26 protein-coding genes and 2 other annotated features are annotated in these 24,883 nt (G+C 40.0%); of the genes, 3 read left to right on the top strand and 23 right to left on the bottom strand.

Going from position 1 to position 24,883, the window contains the following annotated elements; all coding sequences use genetic code 11:
- Window positions 1-33: 33 nt before the first annotated feature.
- From rpmA to BK583_RS07250, 6 genes are all read right to left on the bottom strand, one after another.
- Window positions 34-312, bottom strand: a complete 279-nt coding sequence (rpmA, locus tag BK583_RS07275; protein WP_038481584.1) for a 50S ribosomal protein L27 — start codon at window positions 310-312, stop codon at window positions 34-36.
- A 4-nt stretch (window positions 313-316) separates the two neighbouring features.
- Window positions 317-658 (bottom strand): ribosomal-processing cysteine protease Prp, encoded by a 342-nt coding sequence (locus tag BK583_RS07270; protein ID WP_055736287.1) that lies wholly within the window; start codon window positions 656-658, stop codon window positions 317-319.
- A 5-nt stretch (window positions 659-663) separates the two neighbouring features.
- Window positions 664-972, bottom strand: a complete 309-nt coding sequence (rplU, locus tag BK583_RS07265; protein ID WP_038481589.1) for a 50S ribosomal protein L21 — start codon at window positions 970-972, stop codon at window positions 664-666.
- A 12-nt stretch (window positions 973-984) separates the two neighbouring features.
- Window positions 985-1,058: a sequence feature (ribosomal protein L21 leader region), on the bottom strand.
- A gap of 55 nt (window positions 1,059-1,113) precedes the next feature.
- A complete protein-coding gene (locus BK583_RS07260; protein ID WP_055736286.1) occupies window positions 1,114-2,598 on the bottom strand; it encodes an Rne/Rng family ribonuclease in 1,485 nt (494 codons plus the stop codon).
- Window positions 2,599-2,667: 69 nt separating this feature from the next.
- Complete coding sequence (locus tag BK583_RS07255) at window positions 2,668-3,450, bottom strand: site-2 protease family protein (protein WP_139366170.1); 783 nt, start codon at window positions 3,448-3,450, stop codon at window positions 2,668-2,670.
- A 49-nt stretch (window positions 3,451-3,499) separates the two neighbouring features.
- Complete coding sequence (locus BK583_RS07250; RefSeq protein WP_055736284.1) at window positions 3,500-4,219, bottom strand: peptidoglycan DD-metalloendopeptidase family protein; 720 nt, start codon at window positions 4,217-4,219, stop codon at window positions 3,500-3,502.
- 119 nt (window positions 4,220-4,338) lie between these two features.
- On the opposite strand from BK583_RS07250, the gene BK583_RS07245 reads away from it, so the two are divergent.
- Window positions 4,339-5,256 (top strand): aldo/keto reductase, encoded by a 918-nt coding sequence (locus tag BK583_RS07245; RefSeq protein WP_055736283.1) that lies wholly within the window; start codon window positions 4,339-4,341, stop codon window positions 5,254-5,256.
- 32 nt (window positions 5,257-5,288) lie between these two features.
- Here the strand turns inward: BK583_RS07245 and BK583_RS07240 are convergent, their stop codons facing one another.
- Window positions 5,289-5,822 (bottom strand): biotin transporter BioY, encoded by a 534-nt coding sequence (locus BK583_RS07240; protein ID WP_055736282.1) that lies wholly within the window; start codon window positions 5,820-5,822, stop codon window positions 5,289-5,291.
- A 154-nt stretch (window positions 5,823-5,976) separates the two neighbouring features.
- Here BK583_RS07240 and BK583_RS07235 point away from each other — a divergent pair, with 154 nt between their 5' ends.
- Window positions 5,977-6,432, top strand: a complete 456-nt coding sequence (locus BK583_RS07235; RefSeq protein WP_051667574.1) for a cyclic pyranopterin monophosphate synthase MoaC — start codon at window positions 5,977-5,979, stop codon at window positions 6,430-6,432.
- Window positions 6,433-6,567: 135 nt separating this feature from the next.
- Here BK583_RS07235 and minD read toward each other — a convergent pair whose 3' ends face one another.
- From minD to BK583_RS07175, 12 genes are all read right to left on the bottom strand, one after another.
- Window positions 6,568-7,365, bottom strand: a complete 798-nt coding sequence (minD, locus tag BK583_RS07230) for a septum site-determining protein MinD (protein ID WP_038481604.1) — start codon at window positions 7,363-7,365, stop codon at window positions 6,568-6,570.
- 32 nt (window positions 7,366-7,397) lie between these two features.
- Window positions 7,398-8,084 carry a septum site-determining protein MinC gene (gene minC / locus BK583_RS07225; protein WP_038481608.1) on the bottom strand — a complete coding sequence of 229 codons (687 nt, stop codon included), beginning with the start codon at window positions 8,082-8,084 and terminating at the stop codon, window positions 7,398-7,400.
- Window positions 8,085-8,150: 66 nt separating this feature from the next.
- Window positions 8,151-8,675 (bottom strand): rod shape-determining protein MreD, encoded by a 525-nt coding sequence (gene mreD / locus BK583_RS07220; RefSeq protein WP_055736281.1) that lies wholly within the window; start codon window positions 8,673-8,675, stop codon window positions 8,151-8,153.
- On the bottom strand, window positions 8,672-9,574 hold the full coding sequence (gene mreC / locus BK583_RS07215) for a rod shape-determining protein MreC (RefSeq protein WP_038481614.1): 903 nt from the start codon (window positions 9,572-9,574) through the stop codon (window positions 8,672-8,674). The genes mreD and mreC overlap by 4 nt, the downstream gene beginning before the upstream one ends.
- Before the next feature lie 11 nt (window positions 9,575-9,585).
- The gene (locus BK583_RS07210) at window positions 9,586-10,617 is read right to left on the bottom strand and encodes a rod shape-determining protein (protein ID WP_035395468.1); all 1,032 of its coding nucleotides are present in this window, start codon (window positions 10,615-10,617) and stop codon (window positions 9,586-9,588) included.
- A 242-nt stretch (window positions 10,618-10,859) separates the two neighbouring features.
- Complete coding sequence (gene radC, locus BK583_RS07205) at window positions 10,860-11,549, bottom strand: RadC family protein (RefSeq protein WP_038481619.1); 690 nt, start codon at window positions 11,547-11,549, stop codon at window positions 10,860-10,862.
- Between the two features lie 17 nt (window positions 11,550-11,566).
- Entirely contained in the window at window positions 11,567-12,145 is a 579-nt protein-coding gene (locus tag BK583_RS07200) for a Maf family protein (RefSeq protein ID WP_038481622.1), read from the bottom strand.
- Between the two features lie 203 nt (window positions 12,146-12,348).
- On the bottom strand, window positions 12,349-14,292 hold the full coding sequence (locus BK583_RS07195) for a S9 family peptidase (RefSeq protein WP_055736280.1): 1,944 nt from the start codon (window positions 14,290-14,292) through the stop codon (window positions 12,349-12,351).
- Between the two features lie 90 nt (window positions 14,293-14,382).
- Window positions 14,383-15,453, bottom strand: a complete 1,071-nt coding sequence (locus BK583_RS07190) for a hypothetical protein (protein ID WP_055736279.1) — start codon at window positions 15,451-15,453, stop codon at window positions 14,383-14,385.
- Window positions 15,454-15,498: 45 nt separating this feature from the next.
- Window positions 15,499-16,236, bottom strand: coding sequence for a prepilin peptidase (locus tag BK583_RS07185; RefSeq protein WP_055736278.1), 738 nt, complete (start codon window positions 16,234-16,236; stop codon window positions 15,499-15,501).
- 183 nt (window positions 16,237-16,419) lie between these two features.
- Window positions 16,420-17,700, bottom strand: a complete 1,281-nt coding sequence (locus BK583_RS07180; RefSeq protein WP_055736277.1) for a bifunctional folylpolyglutamate synthase/dihydrofolate synthase — start codon at window positions 17,698-17,700, stop codon at window positions 16,420-16,422.
- Window positions 17,701-17,758: 58 nt separating this feature from the next.
- Window positions 17,759-20,401 carry a valine--tRNA ligase gene (locus tag BK583_RS07175; protein WP_055736276.1) on the bottom strand — a complete coding sequence of 881 codons (2,643 nt, stop codon included), beginning with the start codon at window positions 20,399-20,401 and terminating at the stop codon, window positions 17,759-17,761.
- 48 nt (window positions 20,402-20,449) lie between these two features.
- Window positions 20,450-20,671 (bottom strand) — a binding site (T-box leader).
- A gap of 155 nt (window positions 20,672-20,826) precedes the next feature.
- Between BK583_RS07175 and BK583_RS07170 the strand changes: the two genes are divergently transcribed.
- Complete coding sequence (locus BK583_RS07170; protein ID WP_038481637.1) at window positions 20,827-21,039, top strand: YszA family small membrane protein; 213 nt, start codon at window positions 20,827-20,829, stop codon at window positions 21,037-21,039.
- 12 nt (window positions 21,040-21,051) lie between these two features.
- Here the strand turns inward: BK583_RS07170 and BK583_RS07165 are convergent, their stop codons facing one another.
- From BK583_RS07165 to spoVID, 4 genes are all read right to left on the bottom strand, one after another.
- On the bottom strand, window positions 21,052-21,738 hold the full coding sequence (locus BK583_RS07165) for a DUF1129 domain-containing protein (protein ID WP_055736275.1): 687 nt from the start codon (window positions 21,736-21,738) through the stop codon (window positions 21,052-21,054).
- A 138-nt stretch (window positions 21,739-21,876) separates the two neighbouring features.
- Window positions 21,877-22,881 (bottom strand): spore coat protein YsxE, encoded by a 1,005-nt coding sequence (ysxE, locus tag BK583_RS07160; protein WP_038481643.1) that lies wholly within the window; start codon window positions 22,879-22,881, stop codon window positions 21,877-21,879.
- Window positions 22,878-23,756, bottom strand: coding sequence for a hypothetical protein (locus tag BK583_RS07155; RefSeq protein ID WP_055736274.1), 879 nt, complete (start codon window positions 23,754-23,756; stop codon window positions 22,878-22,880). The genes ysxE and BK583_RS07155 overlap by 4 nt, the downstream gene beginning before the upstream one ends.
- Before the next feature lie 10 nt (window positions 23,757-23,766).
- Window positions 23,767-24,849, bottom strand: coding sequence for a stage VI sporulation protein D (gene spoVID / locus BK583_RS07150; protein ID WP_051667575.1), 1,083 nt, complete (start codon window positions 24,847-24,849; stop codon window positions 23,767-23,769).
- Window positions 24,850-24,883: the final 34 nt, after the last annotated feature.

The raw sequence follows: 24,883 nt of genomic DNA, 5'->3' as shown, positions 1-24,883 counted from the left end.
TTTTATAAAAAAAAACCTTGCGTATGCAAGGTTTTATGCTGGATATACACTAACTTGTTTACGATCACGACCAACGCGCTCGTATTTAACAACACCGTCTACTTTCGCAAAAAGAGTGTCGTCTCCACCTTTACCAACGTTTGTTCCAGGGTAAACGCGTGTACCTCTTTGACGAACAAGGATTGATCCTCCCGTTACCGTTTGACCATCAGCACGCTTTGCGCCTAGGCGTTTAGAACGAGAATCACGACCGTTTTTCGTACTACCTACTCCCTTTTTCGATGCGAAAAATTGAAGGTCCATTCTTAACATATCGTCACCTCCTGTCGGTTTCAATACTCATAAATGAGCGATATGATTGTTCCATTGAATGAAGAGAAAGTTCCATCCCTTTCAAAAGCAATTGAACTTGATCATATGTTTTTGTATCCAGATTTTCTGGAACTTCACAGTGTAAATAGCCACCTTCTGAACCAGCCAAATCAACAACAAGATCAACACCACATAACGCATGAACTGCATTAATTGCTCCAATGGAAACAGCAGAAGCACCTGCACAAACAATATCTTGTCCGTGAGGACCGGCTTCAGCATGTCCGCTCATCGTGAACATTGTAATATTCTCTTCTTGATCATGGTGAAATTGAATACGTATCATCGGGCTTAGCCGTTAATTTTACCAATTACAACTTTTGTATACGGTTGACGATGACCTTGCTTACGACGGTAGTTTTTCTTCGCTTTCATTTTGTAAACGATGATTTTCTTATTACGTCCGTGTTTTTCAACCGTTCCCGTAACAGAAGCACCTTCTACGAATGGAGCGCCGACTTTTGCTGAATCGCCACCTACAAATAGGACTTTATCAAAGCTTACTTCTGCTCCAGCCTCAGCATCTAGTTTCTCAACGTAGATCTCTTGACCTTCTTCAACTTTGATTTGTTTACCACCAGTTTCAATAATTGCGTACATTTCTGCACCTCCTCATAACATAAGACTCGCCATTTTAGGCAGGAACGTGTCCGTTTAACACCTAATCCGCGCGGTTGTAAGTTCATTGGGTGCTACCAAATCACTAACACACATCATCATAGCATAGTTTCGAATTCGCTGTCAATCATTGTTCGTAAGGGTTTTGAGTCGATTTTTTGCTGCCTGTTCGGTACCTTGAAACAGAATCTCATATGGTTTTTCCACTGGTAGTTGGTTGGTGCTTACCAAAAGAACACTTGCATTCAACCAAGACTCTAACCGCTTTAACACAGACGCTTCGTTTTCATGAAATAAGTGCACTAGCTCCGGTCGAGCTTGAACAAGCATACATTCAACACCACGTAGCTGGGCTAATTCATTTTCCAATTGAAAAGCAAAACCATGATTCGTTAAAATCCGTCCACTACCTTCGCATGTTGGACAAGTCTGCTGCACCATTTCTGCCATTGGTAAAGAAGCTTTTCGCCGTGTCAACTCTAGCATGCCTAGCTTCGTAAAGCCCTTTACACTTGTTTTGATATGATCCTGCAGTAACTCTTCTTCAACTTGTTTCAAAATGTCTCGTTGTGCTTTTTCGCTTTCCATTTCAATAAAATCGATTAAAATCATTCCGCTATAATTTCGTAAGCGCAGTTGTCGACAAATTTCCACGGCTGCTTGTTGGTTCACTTCAAAAGCCATTTGAGATTTTGTTGCTTTCTTTGTGTATCTACCTGAGTTTACATCTACAACAGTAAGTGCCTCAGTTTCATCAAAGATTAAATAGCCACCATTCTTCAACCATAGATGACGTCGCATCGCCTTCTGAAGCTGCCCTGAAACAGACAAGAAAACATCTTCACTTCCGGCTGTCAGTCGAACCCTTTCTTTCAATGAAGCCGGTAGTAATTGCTTCAACATTAGAAAGTCATCATACTCATCCACAAACCATTCGTGAAGCTCCTCGTTACAATGGCGTTTTATCAGCTGCTCAATTAAAGACGAACCTTGGAACAGTTGTGACGGAACTTGAGCTTGATCTGTCTGTGTTTTCTTCCAAAGTGCTCTTAAAAACCGCATTTCTTCTTCAATATCCGCACGGGTAGCTTTTTCACCCTGGGTTCTTACGATCACACCTTCATCACCTTGTAGTAAAGAAGTAAGGTAATCAGCTAAAGATTGGCGTTTCTCCTCTTCACGTATCTTTTTTGATAGTGACACACCATGCCCTTCTGGTAAATAAACAATCGCATGTCCTGGTAGAGAGATGATTTCCGTTAATCGCGGTCCCTTCGTTCCATCACTTTCTTTCGTAACTTGCACAGTCATCTCGGAACCAGCTTTTACATATTGGTTAATCGATCGCTCCTCATTCCCATTACGAGCATCCCTTTGATAGGCTACTAACTCATCTCGATGAAGAAAACCGTTCTTTTCGCCTCCAATTGACACAAAAGCAGCCTGCATATTTGGCATTACTTTTTCAACTTTCGCTTTAAAAACAGATCCTATTAGATTAGGAATAAATTCGCTTTCGACATACCATTCTACTGCTTTTCCATGTTCATCAATAACGACCGCTTCTCGTTTTAATGATGTTTTTTTCATTCTTATTGTTTTGGTCATTTGTATACTGCTCCTTTTTCCTTCCTTTTTATTGTAAAGGATGCAAAAAGAAGACACAAACTTGTCTCGTTACCTTTTATCTAATTCGTCTATCGTCACGTGTGAACCTTTTTGAAAGTAGGCGTCTAACACTGCTTCTAACGAATAAGTGTACCGAGCGTTATTCTCTACTACAATGGTGTGTAAGTGATTTTTTCTAATCTGTTCACTTACTACTTTAAGGGTCGTTTCTCTCTCAACATAAAGAGCTGATTGCTTTGTTGAGGTTTGATCGTTTATTTTAGCCATTAAAAAACGAATAAACCGATAATTTCGTTGGCGATAATCTAAGATAAGTGTAAGGAGCAAGAAAGAAAAAATCATCATGAGATTTAGCTTGAGCATAAGAACAAGTACAACAAAGAAGCCAAGGGTAAGCAGGATAAGGGACGTTAACCATGTCGCCTTCATTGCTTGTTTATAAGGCAGGAAAGCGCTGTAAAGAAGATGGACAAGCCTTCCACCATCAAGGGGATGAATAGGAATGAAATTGAAGAGTAGGATGGCTATGTTATGGCTGATAAATAGATGATGATCTTGTATCATCCAAACGTCTGTCGTGTGTAAAAGAATATAGGAGAGCCCAATCATCCAACTATGTTGAAAGGGTCCCCAACAGACAATCCATGCCTCTTCTCTAGCAGGTCGAATGCCTTTAGGTTCTAAAACAGCGGCTCCACCGAAAGGCAATAGTTCAATCTTAATCACGTCCCAATGAAACCGCCGCGCCATCCATACATGACCCATCTCATGGACAAAAACGATGAATAAAAGCATGAGCACTTCTTTAAAACGCCCACTTAGCACACCCATTGCTATAATGACCCAAAAAAAAGGATGGATGTGTATTTTCTTTAAAAAATTAATCAAAGTTCATCACAGTGCTAGGGTCAATGTACTCACCATTTTCTTTTAATGCGAAGTAGAACAATCCAGCCTGTTCTTCATCGGTTTCAAGGATCGTGCCAATTGCCGCTCCTCTTGATAGAATATCATAAGGGCGTACGTGCACATCATCTAACATTCCATAGACGGATACAGTCCCGTCTTGATGCTGAAGCTCAACCACTTGCCCAAGCGATTCTTCATCTTCATACAAATTAATAACATGACCGCCCTTTACTGCTTTTACCACTTCTTCCACACCCGTTTCAAGTAGGATGCCCTTCCGGTCTTCAGAAAAGCTTTCTTTAATACTACCTGAAGCGGGCAATGCATAATTGACAATGTCGTCACTACCTTCTTGTGCCCTTTGATCAGGTAACAATTCTAATGGTGAGCCGAACACACTTTCAAAATAAGAGGAAACAGCTGCAAATTGAAAATGTTCTTCAAATGAATGATTGACGAATGCTTGAACACTTTCCGCTTGCTTATGATTGGCATCATAGGCAATTCCAATTGCAAAGAACAAACAACCTGAGAGAATTGATTGCAGCGCTAATTTATGAAAGCGAGAAGAGGTTGGCTCCTTGTCTTCTGTTCGTGGAAATGGCGAGCGGTCCTCCAGTTGGGTAGGATTGCCTTCTTTTTGTTTCTGCTTTAAAGCAATTTGTTTTTCAATTTGTTTTCGTCGATCCACCTTAAGCCCTCCTTAACTTACGAAACACACTTTCTTTCATCGTATGACTTGTCCTGTTCATCTATTCAGATTAATACTAAAATAAATAGGGAATAGATTTTTCTAGAAGGAGTGATTGGATGGAAAAAAGAAAACTTGGGCAATCGTCCCTTTCTGTCAGCACGATGGGATTAGGTGGAATGTCTCTTGGTACAAACATAGAAACCGCAAAATCGATTATCGATGAAGCGCTAGAATTAGGCATTAATTATTTGGATACTGCAGATTTATATGATTATGGGCAAAACGAAGAGATTATAGGAAAAGCAATTAAAGGAAAACGGGATCAAGTCATTCTTGCAACAAAGGCTGGCAATCGTTTTACACCAGGAAAAGAGGGCTGGGAATGGGACCCTTCTAAAGCTCATATTAAAAGTGCCGTTAAAAATAGCCTGTCACGTTTGAGCATTGATTATATTGATTTATACCAATTACACGGTGGAACAATTGATGACCCTATCGACGAGACAATCTCCGCTTTCGAAGAATTGAAAAGGGAAGGGTATATTCGTGAGTATGGTCTTTCTTCCATCCGTCCAAATGTTATTAAAGAATATGCGGAGCGTTCAGGAATCGTCTCCATTATGATGCAGTACAGCATCCTTGATCGTCGTCCAGAAGAATTGTTTCCTTATTTAGAGGAAAAACAGATTAGTGTTGTTACTAGAGGCTCATTAGCAAAAGGCATCTTAACCAATCGAGCATTGCACCAAGTAAAAGCAGCTAAAGACGGTTATTTATCCTACTCTTCAAAAGAGCTAGCTCAATTAAGAGATATTCTGCAGCAAAATTATGGGCATACCAATTCATTAAATGGACTGGCCTATCACTACTGTTTATCCCACTCACCTGTAGCAAGTGTCGTAGCGGGCGCAAGCAGCATAGAGCAAATTCGACAGAATGTAAAAGCCATTACAGACGAATCATTAGCTGAAAAAGAGTTGGAGAACATCGCACGTATTACAAAGAACGATGTTTATGAACAGCATCGTATGTAGTAGAAAAAGACCGGCGTCCCGGTCTTTTTCTATTAAATCGTTGGTACTGCTCGTAGCACACGAAGCGTTATAAACGTTGCAAGAATGGATTTTAAGACATCTCCAGGTATAAAAGCAAGAGTCATTCCGAATGCTTCTTTTATTGAAACACCAGTAGTAGCAGCTAAATAACTAGCACCACATATGTAAAGTAAACCTAATCCAAATAGAAGATTCACACAAAATACGTTCAAAAACGTTCTCTTTTTCATTTTTTGCACAACGTACCCAACGCTTAGTGCAACAAGCATCCAGCCAATGATATATCCTCCAGAAGGACCGAAAAGGACCCCTACTCCACCTCTCCCTCCAGCCAATAAAGGAAGGGAACACGCAACAAGGAAAACAAATAACACTACAGCTAAAAACCCACGTTTTGCGCCAAGCAATCCACCAATAATCATTGGTGCAATGGATTGTGCTGTAATTGGCACAGGTGAGATCGGTAGTGGAATGGGAGGTATCGCTCCAAGCACTGCCATAACTGCTGTCATCATTGAAATTTTAGTTAAATCTCGAATCCCCATTTGATTTACCCCACTCTTTTTTCTTATACATTAGCTGATGAAAACTTTATTGTCAACCTATTTTATAAATAGTTAACAATCATGACAATCTTGACGTAGACCGGCTCTGTCGATTATGATTACGGTAACAATCTGTCGAGAAAAGAGGGGTAGGATGAGGCGAAGGCAAGAAGTTGATCATAGCGGCTTTATTGATATTTCTTCAATGAATGCAATAAAACAGCATGCTTATGCAAAATCAAGCGTTCAAATTGATAAAGAGCTTTATGAAAACCTTCAAAATGGCGACTTGCGTCATAAGCAGATTTTAGAAAACGCGCGTTTCGCTGGAATCATGGCTGCTAAAAACACATCAATCCTTCTGCCAAATAGCCACCCAAAAGAACTAACGTACATAGCGATACAGTTTAACTGGGAAGTCAATTCAGGCAGCTGGGATTTAATTATAGAGGTAGAGGTAAAAGCAAAGCATCCTTTACCAATTCACACAGAAGCGATGGCGGCAGCTTCTATTGCCGCATTAACTGTTTATGATTTATGTCAGCACGATGCGCTATCGATTGTGCTAGGACCTACTTACCTTTCTCGAAAAGGCAATCAAAGAGCGTGAGTCGCTCTTTTTTCTTTTGTTCAAACTAGTAATAATCGCTAGCTAATAACCCTCTTCCATTAAGAAGTCTAAAAAAACAAGCCCATTAAAGTCTTATACATGACTTAATGGGCTTAGCTTCGTTTCAGCTCTTCCTTATCGAACACCAAACAACCGTTTAATCTTTGTAAACATGGTTGTCGTTTCTTCAATAGACATTAATGGAATGGTTTCTCCGAGAATTCTCCGTGCTATATTGCGATAAGCAATAGAGGCTTTACTCGTTGAGTGTAGAGCGATTGGTTCACCTTTATTGGAATGTTTTATTACTTGATCATCATCAAGCACGATGCCAATTAAATCTATTGCAAGGATTTTCGTAATTTCGTCTACATCAAGCATCTCACCATTTTTCACTAAATGGGTTCGAATTCGATTAATCACTAAACGAGGACGTTCAACGTTCTCTTGTTCAAGAAGACCGATTATTCGATCTGCGTCTCTTACAGACGAGACTTCAGGCGTGGTAACAACAATGGCTTTATCTGCACCAGCAACTGCATTGCGAAACCCGTGCTCTATTCCAGCTGGACAATCAATAAGAACAAAGTCGTATTCTTGTTTTAATTCATCTACAAGCTGCTTCATTTGCTCTGGCAAAATGTCTGTTTTATCTTTCGTTTGTGCTGCAGGAAGTAAGTACAGATTTCCGTCGAAACGTTTATCTTTAATTAGTGCTTGATGTAAGTCACAGTTCCCTTCCACGACATCGACTAAGTCAAAGATGATTCGATTTTCTAAACCCATCACCACATCTAAATTCCGTAAGCCAATGTCCGCATCAATTAAGCATACTTTTTTTCCTTCTAGAGCAAGCGCAGTTCCAATGTTTGCAGATGTAGTTGTTTTTCCTACACCGCCCTTACCACTTGTAATTACAATTGCATCGCCCACGCTCATATCCCCTTTCTTTCATACGATCCAAATTAAGAAACCGCCTCGGCCTCTTTTAATCCTCTACTCTCTACATCAAATAAACGTTGCACTTTTGTCAAGGTCATTTCGCCGCTCGTGCTGTCGATAAATACCGCTTGCATCTCAGCATCTTCAATTGTTTCATCAGCGAAATGAAGCATATGTTCATGAATATGTAAGCTTGTTGGAGACATATGGCTCGCACAAATAAAGGCACTAGTATCCCCGTTATAACCGGCGTGAGCCTTTCCTTTTAATGCCCCCATTATATAGATGTTGCCAGTAGCCATTAAACAGCCACCCGGATTCACATCACCAATTAGAAGGACATTTCCTTTCATTTTAACGATTTGGCCAGAACGAATCATTCTCGTTAAGGTTGCCGTTTGTACTTCTTCTTGCATCGCTTTTGCCTTTTCCACTGTCACAACATTCGAATGATAGTGGTGGACGCGCAAATGGCTATTCGATGTAATAATGGATTCAATCGTTTCTTGATCGGATATAGTTAATAATCGATTACCTAAATCAATCTGTACGTAAACAATTGGATCATTCTTCTCACTTTTATAGTAATCAGATGATAATTTCTCACGAAGATCTTCTATTAACTGATCAAATGAACAGCGATCATCTAATAAAAAGATCAAACCATCTTTTGTTCCTTTTATTGTAACGAGTGATTTCACTTGTGACATTCCTATTTCACCTCTACTAACTCCCATTGTAACAATACATTCCACGTTTAATGCATAATTCCTGCTTTAACGATTGCGAAAGCTTGCTTGCTCATTTACATGGTTCGCTAATTTTCTAAACGGCAACACTAGTAATATGGCTAGTGCACTATTTAAAACGAGTGTGGGTAGCAAACGGTCGAGAAGGAAATCTCCACCCGTCATCGTCGTTACACTAAGAATATAAAACAAACCATACTGAAAATATTCAAAGAGAAAAACAGCTATGGTACAAAGCAGAACTGCCCAAAGTGCCGATTCTTTTACCGCTTTTAACGATACTGCTGAAAGGTAGCCCAAACAGGCAAACCCAAACATATAGATCCCTAAATAATTGGTGAACACAACATCGTACAGAAAACCAAAAGCAAGTCCATAAATTAGCGCAACTTGCTTGCCCGAGTATAAACCAATTAAAACAATGGTCATTATGACTAACCTTGGGACCACATATTGTGTCGCTTCTGTATAATTAGCCAGCATATAGGGAAGGAGGGAGCCCTCTAGAATGAAAAGAAAAACGAGTACAATGGAAAAGTATGTCCGACTCATTCTTCCTCACCCTCTTCATCACCTAGCTCCTCTTCACCTGAATCCATGCTAGGTAAATGTCTTTGAACAACGAACACATAGTCGAGTTTTGAAAAATCAGCAGTTGGATGAATATAGATATTCTGAGATAAGCCGAATTCATCTACTTCCACTCTCTCCACTTCACCGATTAATAAGCCTGAAGGGTAAACATCTCCCAAACCAGATGTTGTGACCGTTTCTCCTTCTGTTATCGGTACATCGATATCCACTTTTCTCATAATCAATAAATCTTCTGCGCTATCGTACCCTTCAATAAAGCCCATTGCTGGATCCTCATCTTCGTCCTCAATTAGCACTTGTGCTGACACTAAATTAGTTGGATCATTATCACTTAATAACTGCACAAAAGAAGTAAACTTACTAGCATCCGTTACTTTTCCAACTAGGCCACCTTGTGAATCAATAACAGCCATATCACCTGTCACTTCATCTCTCTCGCCGCGATTAATACCAATATACTGCTCCCATGCATCTGGTGAACGATTTATAACAACAGCCGATATACGAGAGTAGTCGCTAAGGGTCTCGTCAATATCCAACATCCCTCTTAGTCGCTCATTTTCTTCATCCAACAAGTCTTTTTGAACAGATAATTGTGCGTATTCCTCTAATCGTGTACGAAGTAGCCGATTCTCATCATATACATGTATAATCTCACTTACATTTTCATAAATCCCACCAACGAAATGCGCTGGTGCAGAAACTAAATTCTGAACCCAGCCAATAGCGTCACGCATAATTTGTTCTGGTTGAGATAAATTCCGGTCGTCTCTCATTGTGTAGCCAATTAACGCCATTAAAATGATAATACTTACTAATAAAACAATGAGCTTCTTGTTAGAGAAAAAAGATCGCATTCTCTATCCCTCTATTTCCAATTTGATCGAGCTGAACCTGCTTTTGTACGGAATAAATGAATATTTTCCAATGCGCGACCTGTGCCAATCGCTACACAATCAAGTGGATCTTCAGCCACGATAACAGGCATATTTGTTTCTTCACTTAACACTTTGTCCAAGTTTTTCAGCAATGCTCCCCCACCTGTTAAGACAATACCACGATCCATTATATCAGCTGCTAACTCAGGTGGTGATTGCTCAAGTGTATCTTTAACCGCTTCAATAATCGTTTCCACTGTATCTGAAAGCGCATTGGATATTTCACCTGACGTTACCGTAATTGTCTTCGGAAGTCCAGTTAAAAGATCTCGACCACGAATATCCATATCTTGACTCTCTTCATCGTCAGCGCTTGCTGAACCAATTTCAAGCTTTAATGTTTCAGCAGTACGTTCCCCAATCATTAGATTGTACGTTTTTTTCACATATTGAATAATCGCATCGTCCATCTCATCACCAGCTACGCGAATGGATTGACTTGTCACAATGCCACCTAATGAAATAATGGCAACTTCTGTCGTGCCTCCACCAATATCAACTACCATACTACCAGTTGGTTCCCAAACTGGTAAGTTCGCACCAATTGCAGCAGCAAAAGGTTCTTCCAGCGTATAGGCTTCTTTCGCACCTGCTTGTTTTGTCGCATCCTCTACCGCACGTTTTTCAACTGCTGTTATACCAGACGGAACACACACCATCACAGCTGGTTTACGGCTAAACATGGAACTATTTTTCATTGCTTGTTGAATAAAATGCTTAAGCATCGTCGCAGTCGTATCAAAGTCAGCAATAACGCCATCTTTCATTGGTCGAACAGCCACAATATTGCCAGGCGTACGACCAATCATTTTCTTTGCATCATTTCCCACCGCTTGGATTGAATTCGTATCCGTACGTAGTGCCACAACTGATGGCTCTCTAAGCACAATTCCTTTTCCCTTTGTGTAAACGAGTGTGTTAGCTGTCCCTAAATCAATTCCAATGTCTCTATTTCCAAACATGTATGTATACTGTCTCTTTCGCTTTCACTAAAAGCGACCTAATAAATAGACAGATTCCTCCCTTTGCATTCACGTAGGTTCGTGGTTTTTCATTCTATTTATAATGGATGTGCATGCTTTCGCTACGTTTCGACATCACTATAACGCAAACTCATACCCTTTATTATATCGAATTGTAAGCAAAAAAAATAGCCTTAAAGTTCCCTAGGCAAAAAAAAGTGATTCCACGTTTATCGATAATTTTACATAGTTATAAATCCACGTTCTTTTAAACTTACATAATGCGTCTCATCACCAATGATAATATGATCCAAAAGTGAGATGCCTAGTATTCTTCCAGCTTCATTCAGTCTTTTTGTCACATTAATGTCTTCTGGACTAGGAGAAGGATCACCACTCGGATGATTGTGAAGGCATATAACAGCAGCAGATGATGTACGTAGTGCTTCTTTAAATACCTCCCGCGGGTGGACAATGCTTGCATTTAAACTTCCAATAAAGACTGTTTTTTGCTTTATTACATAATTTTTGGTATTTAAGTAAAGTACGACAAAATGCTCTTGATGAATGCCGATTAGATCATCGGCCACGATCTGGACCGCATCATCTGGAGAAGCGATAACGCTTTTTTGCCCTTTGCCTTCTCGGTTTATTCGTTTACCAAGTTCCATTGCCGCTGCAAGCTCAATTGCTTTTGTTACTCCAATTCCTTTAATGAGCCTCATTTCTTCAAGGGATGATTCACTTAAAGCCGTTAATGTTTTATAAGTGGAAAGCAATTCAGAAGCAACTTGTAGTGCCGAGTATTGCTTTGTACCTGAACGGAGCATAATGGCAAGGATTTCTTGATTCGATAGGGCTTTCGCCCCTTCACGGATAAATCGTTCACGGGGACGCTCTTGGGGAGGAACATCGCGGATAATAATGGACACGTACACAACTCCTTTATCTAAGAAATTTTAGGAAAGATGTGAAAGGTAGCGAGAGCTTGAATCGTTCTAACAAGGGGTAAACCAACAACTGTGTAATAATCACCTTTTATCTCCGAAACAAACATGGCACCTAAACTTTGAATTCCATATCCACCGGCTTTATCACGCCATTCATCTGTTTCTATATATTGCTGAAGAAGCTCGTCTGAAATCGACGTCATTGTTACGTTAGTTGTCTGAGAGAAAAGAAGGGATTTATCACGCTGAAGAAGGGCAACTCCAGTAGAAACACTGTGAGTCGAAGCCGACAATGAACGTAACATGTTTTTTGCCTCTTGCTTTGATTGTGGCTTACCTAGATGGCAACCATTGTGAGATACAATAGTATCAGCAGCTAGCACAACCTGATCAGGAAATTGGTTCGCAACAGCAACAGCTTTCCGTTTTGCAAGGGTACAGACCGCTTCTTCTGTTGAATGGTCTCCATTTAGTGACTCGTCTACATCACTTGCATAAACTGAAAATGGAATGTGGCATTGTTTAAGGAGTTCACTTCGCCTTGGGGAACTAGAAGCTAAAAGAAGGGATTGGTTCATGGAGCACCTCTACTTTTTCTTTTTATTGTACAGGTGTTAGAAATAGTTTACCAATAATAAAGAGGAAAAAACAATAACAATTTAAAAGAAGACGAAAAACCTTACAACAAAGATTTTTCGTCTTACAAACCGCTTCTGTTCGTTGAACTACCGATCCTATCTTTTCATCATTCGATAGGAAATGCTCAAGCAAGGAAACGGAATTACGTTAGATACTTTTCGAACCAGCCGAAAATGGCTTCTAATCGCTTGACACGCAAGCTCGGCTTTCCACTTCTAGACAATTCATGATTGGCTTCTGGAAAACGAATAAATCGTGTTTGTTTCCCTAATCGTTTTAAAGCGATAAATAATTGCTCTGCTTGTTCAATAGGACAACGAAGGTCATTCTCTCCGTGCAAAATAAGCAAAGGTGTTTCCACATCGGCAACATATTTTATAGGCGAATGTTTCCAAAGCGTCTCCATTTCATCAAGTTCAGCTTTAATTTGCCACTCAGAAAAATAATACCCTATGTCACTTACGCCGTAAAAGCTAATCCAGTTCGAAATCGATCGTTGTGTGACAGCTGCTTTAAATCGATTTGTATGACCAACCGCCCAATTCGTCATAAACCCACCGTAGCTACCACCGGTCAAACCAAGCCTAGACTCATCAACCCAATTAGTTGTTTTCACGACATCATCAAGAATGTCCATCAGATCCTGAAAATCGCCTCCGCCATAATCGCCTCGAACAGCATCAACAAAGGCTTGTCCATAACCATGACTTCCTCTCGGATTTGTATAGAGCACACCATATCCTTTTGCCGTTAACAGTTGAAATTCATGGAAGTATGTATGTGCGTACATCGCGTGGGGTCCACCATGCACCTCTAAAATTAACGGGTACTGTTGTCCTTCTTTGTAAAATGCCGGCTTCATTAACCAGCCCTCTACAAATGAGCCATCATCCCGATTTAGCTTTACTTTTTCAGGAACGCTGACGTGGAATGATTCCTCAAATGCTGCGTTAAAGGATGTTAAACGGCTTAATGTCTTTTCTGTGTGGTTAACACGATAGCACTCACTTGGTTCTACTACAGAACTATGAGTAACAATAAATTCATCTTGATGAAAATCAAAACCATTTATATGTGCATCTGTGTTCGTCAATTGCTGGTGATCACCATTTAACGAAAATTTCCAAATATTAACTGAACCTTTACTGGAAACTAATGTGTATAGTGACTGAGCATCGTCTGAGAAACGCAATCGATTTGATTTAGTGTGTTGTAAAAAATCTCCAATTGCGATGTCACCAATAAAGGCATCGACATTTGCAGTTAAATCTGTTTCCTCTGTACCGCTACGATACAAGATTACCTTTGGAAGCGTTGCGTTTTCATATTCTCGTCGATGGCTCAATAAAGCGATTGTCTGTCCATCTGGAGACACAGCACCACCAGTAATAACGCAAGCTTCTTTCGTCACTTGCCGCTCTTGCTTTGAATCTATATTGATAAGGTAGGCGTGTGCGCTAAATGAGAAATCACGATTTTCTGTTCGATCACTGGCAAACAAAACGTGGCGAGAGTCTCCCGAAAAGTCTAATAGCTGGCTATCATAGTAATCAGTCGTTAACCACTGCTGGTTGTCTGTTGCTAAATCAATACTTCCAATGCGCATAACTCGATCATCATGAAGGCCTCGCTGATCAGACTTATATTTCATTTGATCAATCACGAGCGGCTCTGGTTTTCGATCTGGTTCATTTTCTTCTGACTCTTTAAAAAACGCTGAATACGCAATTCTCGTTCCATCTGGAGATAACACGTAAGAAAGCACACCATGCTCCTCATTCGTTACTTGCTTTGCGTCGGCCATGCCTTGTTTTAAAAATACTTGATTTTTTCCTTTGCGATTGGATAAATAGGTAAAGCCATCCCCACTCGGTAACCACTGAGGCGCAATATGCTTACCTTTTGCATGGGTTAATTTTGTTTGTTTACCTGTCTTTATATCAATTACATATAAATGTGCTTGATAGGTATCCTCTTGCTCATCTAAGTTTGTTACAACAATGATTGCTTCCGTTCCAGTAGGAGAAACAACTGGATTCGTTACCGTGCTTAATTGAAATAGGGTTTGTGCCGTTAACTCTTTCACTCGATAGACCTCCTTTTTTGTAAAGTATACCGAATTAGTTCGGAAGACGAAAGAAAAAAGATGCCGTATGACATCTTTTTAAGGAAAATGCTATTCTTCATTTATGATTGTTAACACGTCTTCATATTGGACAATCATCTGAAGTAATTGTTGTTGTATCTGATAAAGTGCATCGTTCTCGTTAGACTCATGATAGGTATTCAGCGCTTTTACAGCCGAAAACAACGTGTCTGCATACTGCAAACTTCTTTCACGAGCTTGTTCATTCATTTGTGAAAAAGCCCTATCACGAGAATCACGCAATTGCTCAACAGACTGATTTAATTGCGCTATATTCTCCTCGCTAATAGAACCACGCTCATTTGCTACAATGAATTGGGATGATACATTATTCAAAAACTGATAGATTGCATTGGCGCTCGTGTACCAACTTGCAGCATCTTCTCCACCGACTGATACCTCACCACCTTCTACTGTATATGTCTTCACATATGTCTCCTGTCCCTGTTCACCGTAATGCACGCTTAACTCTGTACCCCTAGCTTGATCATTGGCTACTCCTAAAAACATATATTGTGTTTCCTCGCCTGGTATGAGTACGGCAGGCAGCCCTTTTTCTTTTGTCTCTGATACAACTTTTTCAGCTGTTTCCATATCTGTGAATGCCGCGCCTTGAACAACGTCAACATGTAAGCTAGGAAAGGCGACATCTGTATAGACCGTTGCTTGAGCCGGTATAGCTGCCTCGCTATACGCCGTGTCATCGTTTAAAAAGAATTGGAAGACAACAATACCAAGTCCTAGCCCAACCACAATAGCAGACATAACAGCCCCAACAATCGGCCAAGGAATCGATAGCTGAATTTTATTTTTTCGATTTTTAGGAGGAAGCTTTGGCCCTTTAGAGCGGTCACCATCATCCCAAAAAGGTTCATTCCCAGATTTTTTCACATTTACTTTTTCAGTGAAGTCCACAACTTTATCTTCTTCTGGATGTGAATCGTCATTATCTTGTGGCGTTGAATGATTTTTTTGAAATAGGGAACGATCCCAGCTAATTACTTCAATCGGTTCTGAGTCTTCACTTTTGGGTGCAGGACGACTGTTTTTTTTCATTGATTGCGGGAACTTAAAATTCATCGAATGCTTTTGATCACTCATAAGTAAACACCCCTTTCCCTCTATACATATGAGGCTTGTCTTTATTTAGACCACATTAGGTAAAAAATAGACAATTAGTGCGGCGATGCTAATAAATGGAGCAAACGGGATCTTCTTTTGGTTATTGTTTTCAAATTTTTCTTTAAACGAGGGGTGGATAAAAACGAATATAAGTGCAATGAAGGAAGCCATTGCAATAATAAGCAAAGTTGATTGGGTACCAAATAACAGCATAAACAGAAGAAATAATTTAACATCGCCACCACCGAGCTGTTCTTTTTGACAAGCATAAAATAAGATAATCAAAAGTACAAGGCTAATAGCCAATGAAAAAACGTCAAACACAATAGGGTGGTTAAAGAAACGTAGGACAAGGAGCGGAATGGAAAATAAGAGTAAAATACGGTTTGGTATGCGAAAGGAACGAATATCTGTAAGTGTAAGGAGGAGTAACATTGAAATGAGTAAGAATGACATCATCATGTCTATGAAGTGATGAGCGTGGAACCAAGAGAGAAAAAACAAACCACCTGTGATCACTTCAATAAGAGGAAAATAAAAAGGAATCTTGTGATGACAAAAGCGACATTTTCCTTTCAAAAACAAATAAGAGAGAAGAGGAATCAAGTCGATTACTTGGATTGCCTGTTTACAGTGTTCACATGTTGACCGCCCTTTTATCGTTTGCATAAACGATCCACGGGATAAGAATGAAAGAAAGTATGAGCCTATAACCATGCCTACCATGCCAGAATAAATACCAATAAAGAAAGAGTCAGCCAACCGCTTTATTCCTCCTTTTCATTTATGTGTCTTTACTCATTCCACACTATTCATGCCTTTCCCTGCTGCTGTAGAAAAAGAATCCCTTAAAAAAGATGGTGCAACTTGGGACGATCAAAAAATCACTGTCCTACAGAGCTTTGGTAGGACAGCATGTCTTGATCAATTTATCCACAAATCCCTTTATTTCGCTTCCTTATTTTTTAAGAAATGACGAACTTCCGAGATGAAATAGAGGGACCCTGTTACCATAATGACTTCATCTGTTCCTGCTGTTCCTATTTTTTCTACTATTTTTGTCTTCCAATCAATCACTTCTTCTTTTTGTTGAACCTTCCCAAATTGTTGGAACAATTCTGTTGCAGGCAACCCACGAAAAAAAGAAAAAGAACAGCAATAATAAGAAACATTCATCGTTTCAAGCTCATCAATTAAAGGAGTAACGTCTTTTCCTTCTGTAACGCCAATAAATAGATTTATTTTTTTGGCGGCAAATTGTTGCTTCAACGTCTGTGCAAGTGCGTGAAAGCCTTCTTGATTATGTGCGCCATCAATTAATAAAGCAGGAGACTGATGTAACCACTCCATCCTCCCTGGCCACGTTGTTTTTCGTATCCCTTCTATTTTTGCGTCATTGGATATAGGTCGATCTAAATGCTTTTCGATTTCTTCACATGCTTTTAATGCAAGAGTAGCATTATGGTGCTGATGCTCTCCAAGCATCGACACCGTGTATTGTTTATGTTGATACGTAAATTGACCTGCATCCATTGTCTCGTAAGTAAAATCATCCTTTAGAATCGAAATAGCTGCCTTCTTTTGATGCGCTTGCTCTTCCATAACGACTCGTGCATCTCCTTGAATATCGCCAAGAATAATTGGCGTGTTCGGTTTAATAATCCCCGCTTTTTCAAACGCAATCTCTTCAAGAGTCTCCCCAAGAATATGCATGTGGTCATGTCCAATCATTGTAATAATCGATACGATCGGTTGAATGACATTAGTCGAATCAAACCGACCGCCTAAACCAACTTCAATTAAACAAATGTCTGGTTTTGCTCGTTCTGCGAAATAAAGAAACATAATGGTCGTAATGACTTCAAATTCTGTTGGCGAACCAAGATCCGTTTCCGCTACCTGTTCAACCAAAGGTCTTACTTTGTTTGCTCCCCACACTAAATCTTCACTGGAAATTGGAGTACCGTTAATGGAAATCCGTTCCTCAAATCGTTCGATGTAGGGAGACGTAAATGTTCCTACTTGAACCTGTTCTTCTTCTAATATATGTCGTAAAAAACTTACAGTTGACCCTTTCCCATTTGTTCCTCCAATATGAACAGACGTTATCTGTTTTTCTGGGTGATTTAATTTTTTAAGCATCCATTCCATTCGCTTTAAACCTGGTTTAATACCAAAAGGTAGCAAGGAATGAATCCACGCAATTGCTTCTTCACTCGTTTTCACTGAACGTCTCTCCTTAAAAAAGGAGCTCAGGCGTTCTTAACGCTTGAGCTCGCTCATGCTATGCACTTAATTCTGCAATTCGTTCCATAACAATGGTTCGTTTTGACTCATAATCTGCTTTTTTCTTCTTTTCTTCCTCTACAACTTGTGCAGGCGCTTTGGCAACAAACCCTTGGTTACTGAGCTTCTTTTCAATACGCTCCACTTCTTTTGTTAATTTTTCTTTTTCTTTTTCCAACCGTGCAATTTCTGCGTCTAAATCAAGAAGTCCTGCTAACGGCATGAAAATCTCCATTCCAGTTAAAGCATGAGACATTGCTTTTTCTGGCGTTTCTAAATCATTGGCAATGACAAGCTTACTCGGATTGGCAAACTTTTCGATGTAAGCAGAGCCGGTTTCTAAACAAGCTTTCGTTTCGTCATTTGCTGGGCGAATAAACAATTCAATTTGTTTACTCATTGGTACATTTAGCTCCGAGCGTGTATTACGAATAGAACGAATGAGTGTTTTTAATGTTTCCATATCCTGAAGTGCCTTTAGATCATAGAATTCACTTGTAAAGAGCGGCCATTCTGCAACCGTAATGGACTCTCCTTGATGCGGCAAGTACTGCCAAATTTCCTCAGTGATAAACGGCATAAATGGATGAAGCATACGCATCGTATGATCAAGCACATAAGCGAGAACGGAACGAGTCGTCGCTTTTGCCTCTTCATCTTCCCCGTATAGAGTTAGTTTCGCCATTTCAATGTACCAGTCACAAACGTCATCCCAAATAAACGAATAAAGCGTACGTCCAGCTTCACCAAATTCGTAACTATCCAGCAAGCGCGTAACCGTCTCTGCTGTTTGACCTAATCGTGTTAAAATCCATTTATCAGCTATCGTTTTTTCTTTCGTTATATCAATTTCATCGTAACTTAACCCCTCCATATTCATTAAAGCAAATCGAGAAGCATTCCATATCTTGTTACCGAAATTCCAAGTAGACTCGACTTTCTCCCAATAAAAACGGAGGTCATTCCCTGGAGTACTTCCAGTCGCTAGGAAAAAGCGCAATGAATCGGCTCCGTATTTATCAATTACCTCTTGCGGATCAACACCGTTTCCTAGGGATTTACTCATTTTCTTCCCATCCGCATCACGAATGAGTCCGTGAATAAGTACATCTTTGAACGGTCTTTTGTTCGTAAACGCTTTTCCTTGGAAAATCATACGAGATACCCAGAAATAAATTATGTCGTAGCCTGTTACAAGCACATCCGTTGGGTAATAGCGCTCTAAATCCTCTGCATCCTCATTTGGCCAGCCCATTGTTGAAAAAGGCCATAATGCTGAAGAAAACCACGTATCTAATACATCTTCATCTTGTACCCAGTTTTCTGGATCTTGAGGTGCTTCTTTTCCGACATAAAGCTCATTCGTCTCTTTATGATACCAAGCTGGAATTCGATGACCCCACCAAAGCTGTCTAGAAATACACCAGTCGCGAATGTTTTCCATCCAGCGTGTGTAGGTACCTTCAAAACGTTCAGGCACAAAGGTGACTTTTGTGTCTTCATGCTCCTGCATTTTGAGAGACTCTTCTGCAAGGGGCTGCATTTTCACAAACCACTGCATTGATAAATACGGTTCAACCACTACGCCACTACGCTCAGAGTGACCAACCGAGTGTAGGTGCTCTTCAATTTCAAATAATACACCTGACTCCTGTAAGTCTTTAACGATCTGCTTACGACAATCAAAACGATCTAGCCCTTGATACTTGCCAGCATTTTCATTCATGGTTCCATCTTCATTCATAACGAGAATACGCGGTAGATCGTGACGGTTTCCGATCTCAAAGTCATTCGGATCATGAGCTGGTGTAATTTTCACTGCACCCGAACCAAATTCACGATCAACGTACTCGTCTGCTACAATCGGAATTTCGCGTCCAATAATCGGTAGCTTCACCATTTTGCCAACAAGGTGACTATAGCGTTCATCTTTAGGATGAACAGCTACAGCTGTATCACCAAGCATTGTTTCCGGTCGTGTGGTTGCGATTTTAATTGAACCAGTACCGTCTACCAATGGGTACTCCATATGATAGAACGCCCCTTGAACATCTTGGTGAATAACTTCTATGTCAGAGAGAGCTGTTTTCGTATGAGGATCCCAATTAATAATATATTCCCCACGATAGATGAGACCTTGCTCATAAAGCGATACAAATACTTCCGTAACAGCATCTGATAAACCCGAATCCAATGTAAATCGTTCACGTGAATAATCAACGGAAATACCGACTTTTGCCCATTGCTTCCGAATAAAACTAGCATATTCTTCTTTCCATTCCCAAGACTTCTCAATAAAGCCTTCACGCCCAAGATCATGTTTTGACATCCCTTGTTCTTTTAAGCGTGCTTCTACTTTAGCTTGAGTGGCAATTCCTGCATGATCCATTCCTGGAAGCCACAGTGTGTCATAACCTTGCATCCGTTTGGTTCGTGCAAGTATATCTTGCAAGGTTGCGTCCCATGCGTGACCAAGGTGGAGCTTTCCGGTTACGTTTGGCGGTGGAATGACAATGGAATATGGTTCTTTTGATGGATCGTCTGTCGGTTTAAAGAACTCGCCTTTTTTCCAATAGTCGTACCATTTCTTTTCTGTTTCATTTGGATCATATTTTGTTGGCATTGTATGCTGCTCCGTCATTGGGCAGGCCTCCTTTAGCTTAAAAAAATACAAAAAAACCCTTCCGTCTCAAAGGACGAAGGGATTGTTCGCGGTGCCACCTTTGTTCACAGACTTAGCCTGTGCAACTCAAATCGACTAACGGCTCGAAACCGTTTCTGTTTACTAAATGGTTCAACAGAAAAGCTTACAGGCGACTTTCAAGTACTTGCTTTCTAGAAAGACTTTCAGCCAAGGTCCTTCCTCTCTTCTAGAAGCAGTTTCTTTACTCCTCCTGATCATAGCTTGTATATAGGATCTAACCGTATTTTATCGCTTGCTTACAAGTACGTCAATATTAGCTTTGGTCATTTTTATATCGTCTATACATTTAGAACTGCTTTTGCAACAGTTTTAGGCTACTTGCATACAATACGGTAACGATCATCGAAAGGAGGAAGGTTGCTATGACTAAGCGATTTCAAGGCTTTCCGCCACCATGTCCGCCACCTGGTCCACCTAAAAAGTGTGGACGCTTTAAATTTATTTGTATTCAATGTCTACCGCCCATTTTGGTGTTTCAGCTTATTCGTACATTACTTCTTCCAACAGCTGTAGATTTATTTTTATTAACGCTTATTATTGTCTTTTTCATTTGCTTATTTTTCGGTATCGTGTAATGTCTGCCTTCTTTAAGAAAACAGAATCACATCATTTTGATCTTTTTCCAGTTCTTTTTCTTCTAACTGATCTTTCCATTTACCTGCAACAAGAAAAAAGACAACCATAAAAATCGCGATAACTGTTGAATTGATAAGGGTTAAGCGAATTGTTAAAATACCGTCCCACAACCGCATGCTCGCAAAAAACAGAAGAAATGCCGTTAATTGCGTTACAATGCCAATCCCTCTCCACATAACGGCTTTTTCTTTTGTCGAAGCTTTGTCATATAAATAAAAACCGAACAAGCCCACACTTCCTAAAAGAATAATAGGTAAAAAGGAAAAAGAGGATGCCTGAATATTTGAATCTAACAAGCCTGCCATTTGAATAATGAACTGTAACACAAAATAGACAACTAGGATAAGTAAACCCACTCTTAGCAACAATGCCATTTTTAATGAGGTCGACATTTTTGGAACGTTTTTTGTTCGCTTTTCGCAGTATGTGTAAATGTTCTTTTGATTCAGCTCTAAATCAATTGCATTTTTTTCAGCGTACAACCATTCATCTAGTATTTGGTGAAGAATCTGATTTCGTTTCCGTTGTGAAAAGCTAGCAGCTTCCATATAGTCAATGGCTTCTTCAAATAAAACTTGCTTTTCATTTGTAAGCTTTTTCCTTTTTTCTTCAAGTGCTTCAGAGCCATTTTTCTCCATCTTATACACCTACTCTCTTTTATCTACCATTACTTTAAGCATACCCGAATCGTCCCGAACTAAGCGTATACCTCTTTATTTAATGCCATATTTTTCTTTTTATCAAGTGTAAAATCCTAAAAAAAAGCAAGCATCAGCTTAAGACTGATTACTTGCTTCCTCTTCTTCTTGAGGAACAATTTTCGGAACAAATCGCTGCACTTTACGCAGCGCATAAATACGTTTTTCAAGTTTTTGCGTTAGTTCTAACTCATTTCCACCTTTTCGATAATCCATCATCGTATAGTAGACCGGTTCAGGAAAGAGCAGATACGCACTTACTAAATATTTTTCCGCCGTAACAAGGGGCAAATGCTGTTCGTATCTAGCGAACCAGCGTAAGACTTCATTTTCATCCCATAAGGAGTGCGGGAAACCGTGTCTACACAATGTCGCTAAATCCCGAGCTGGTGTGTCTAAACTTGCACGCTCAAAATTAATCAATAAAGGTTGCCCACTCGTCGCGTGCAACAAATGATGCCGAGATAAACGACCATGGGTTAACACACTGCGGTAACTCCCTTTATCAATGGTAGTCTTGTACCATTTCTCAAGATAAGTTGTTGCTTCATCTGCTAATTGCTCAAACATTTTAAAATGTGTAAGAAATGACAGTTCAAATGGTGATAAATACGCTTTTACTTCTGCTTCATCCGCAAAGCGAGATAATTCGAGCGAGTGCATCTCCCATCGGGACAGAAGGCGTTCACACGATTGATCAATCACTTCTTTCGAAGCTGGTTGGGATTTAACTGTCATTCGATGAATTGTTCCAATTGAATCAGCCATTAACTCTTCGATTGATTGCCTTCCTTGGTATTCCTGCGTCTCAATCCAAGGCATTAAATAATACGTCTTCCCAGATACAAATAACGAATATTCCCCAAATTTAGTCGGAATAATCGGAACGAATGATGGATAGTTTAATCGTGATAGCTTCCTTATCGCATGAATACATTCTTCAGCTTGAACAGGGTCCATTGACGATTGTTTTAATGCAAAGTTTCCATGTTCAGTTTCAATTCTATAAATATTCCCTTGTTGCTCAACCGTTAAGGCTGTTAAATCGTAATAATAAAGCAAGGCCTCTATAAACGGATTCATGTTGTCACCTTCTTTGCATCAAGCCATTTTGCTAATGCCGAAGCAAACGACTGCGTTTTATCCCATTCTCTTTTTAGGTGATCAATTAAGTCAGAAAAGGGTTGGTCATTAGAAATCGCTCTCTCTTGCAATAGTGTATCTAGCTCATCAGGAATAAGAACAGTAGCCATAATGGCTTTTCGTTCGTTGCTTGTCAACGTTGCCTTCTCATCCAATTCATTCATCAACGCATGTAACGATGCTTCCCCTTTGCGTTCATACCACGATTTAAGGAATGTCTTAAACGACTGATACCCGTACTCCGGGGTCGTTTCACTTCCTTGTACGATTAGCATATGCCCGCGAAATGAGCCTGTTAATTCTGTAAATGAATCCATTTTAGGTACTGATATTTCTCCTGACTTAGCTAGCTTCTTAGCCATCGTTAGACGACGATTCCCTTCTTGAAAAAGTGTCTGAAAAAACAGCCTTTGTTCCCGATTGGCTTGTTCCAAAATGGGATCATTACCCATTACCTCTTTTGGTAATGAGAACGTCGATTGATCTCTTCGACCCGCCTGAATCATTAAACCAAGAACTTCTCCCCACCGCTTTTCTTCTTGATCTTCACGCTGTTCAATAGGGACTTTATCATGCAGGCTAATGAATTGTTTATCCTTCTCTATATAAGCAGCGCCTTTATTGGTTCTTAGCATCCGGTTCATCATGACATAAGGCGCGACACTACAGTTGTCACGCCACTCGATATGCCACTTTAAACAAGCCTCATCTTCCCAATAGCAGATTTGCTTTACACCTTTTTCTGTGTTCAGTTGATGCTTTGATTCTAAAGATGCCTGTTTAAATCCATACTCTTCTTTAATGCGCTCAATCATTGGTCACCACCTACTTACCTTTCGAAGGTATATAAATGATTTGCCCCTCTTCAACTTTTTCACTATCAAGGTTGTTGTAACGCGTTAGTTGACTAGTGGAAAGTTCATAGCGATCGGCAATAACCTGTAGCGTTTCTTCTTCTTGAATAATACACATTTTCCATCTAGAAAACTGTTCATCCTCGTTTCGGAGCATGCTTGTTAAGTATGAAGCGCTGTCACGTTCACTCTTTCCTACTTGCTCAGTCACTTCTTCGACTTCATCAATTTGATCTTCAAGCTCGTTCATTTCACTGGTTTCCGTTAAATATCGATAAGCAGGAGATGCATCGTCATTTAGATCACTAACAGTAGCGATATCTTCTGCATCTGTCTCTTCTTCTTGCCAATTGGACTGGGTAAACGTCTCTACTATGTCTTGCTCCATGCTCCTTTGATGATAAGCAAGTTCTTGTTCTGATCTTTCTTCTGTCCCCTGCTCTTCATATGAATGACTTTCTTCAACCGCTTCATCCGATTGATACGCTTCAAATTGAAAAGCCGTTTCCTCTGTGTGTTCAGGTTCCTCTGGATTATTTTCATCTTCAACAACATCGTACTTATACTCAGAATCAACTAACTCAATTTCTCGCTGTTGCTCGTCTGACTTCACGCCACTAATCGACACATCTGCTGTTAATTGAATGCAGCTTTTTTCTGGTAAATCATAATCAAAGCTTGATACTTCTACATAAATATCATCAACATGTTGGATTCGTGTCATCGGAATCGTAATATCAATTGGAAACACGTGTTCAATCTGACCAGCTCCAGCTTCCGTTTCAGTCTGGATATCACCCGAATGACGAAAATCACTTAACGCAGTAAAAGATGCGTCTTCCTCTTCCTCCACTTCTTCCTGTCTTTCTTCTACCATTTTGTATTCGCCAATAAAACGAAGACCACCTTGAATAGTTACATGATCGTCCATTTGTTTGACTGAAATCTCCGGTGTGAGGGACATGCCAATAATTTCATCAATTTGTTGTCCTTTATTAAGCCAAACAGAGTCTTCAATTGAAAACGTTAAGGCTGACGACTGTTCTTGAGACAATTTAATTCCTCCTTCTTCACCATCATCCGTTATA

This window comes from Shouchella oshimensis, assembly GCF_002019765.1.
In the GTDB taxonomy this organism is placed as follows: domain Bacteria; phylum Bacillota; class Bacilli; order Bacillales; family Bacillaceae_D; genus Shouchella; species Shouchella oshimensis.
Note: the sequence above shows the minus strand (reverse complement) of the source record. Positions and strands in the feature narration are given on the sequence as shown.